This window comes from Psychrobacter sp. 16-MNA-CIBAN-0192 (assembly GCF_040309565.1).
Taxonomy (GTDB): Bacteria; Pseudomonadota; Gammaproteobacteria; order Pseudomonadales; family Moraxellaceae; genus Psychrobacter.
On record NZ_JBEOOX010000415.1, the window covers coordinates 1 to 259 of the forward strand.

Sequence of the window (259 nt, forward strand, 5' to 3'; positions counted from 1 at the left end):
GGGCTTTACCAGGTACGGTAAGTTTGGCGACATCGTTAGCAAGTAACTTACGTAAGAAGGCACAAGCATCGCTGCCGGTAACGTCAACTACGGTCATGTGCGACACGTCGAACATGCCTGCATCTTGACGTACTGCGTGATGTTCTTCGATTTGAGAGCCGTAGTTAATCGGCATTTCCCAACCGTGGAAATCAACCATTTTGGCTTTAGATTCTAAATGCTTGTTAAAAAGTACAGTCTTGCTAGCCATTATTATCCC

At 45.6% G+C, this 259-nt stretch carries 1 pseudogene; it reads right to left on the reverse strand.

From position 1 onward, the window contains the following. Nucleotides 1–256, reverse strand: a pseudogene (locus AAEY78_RS13795) (glycine cleavage system aminomethyltransferase GcvT); the annotation flags it as partial. Nucleotides 257–259 lie beyond the last annotated feature (3 nt).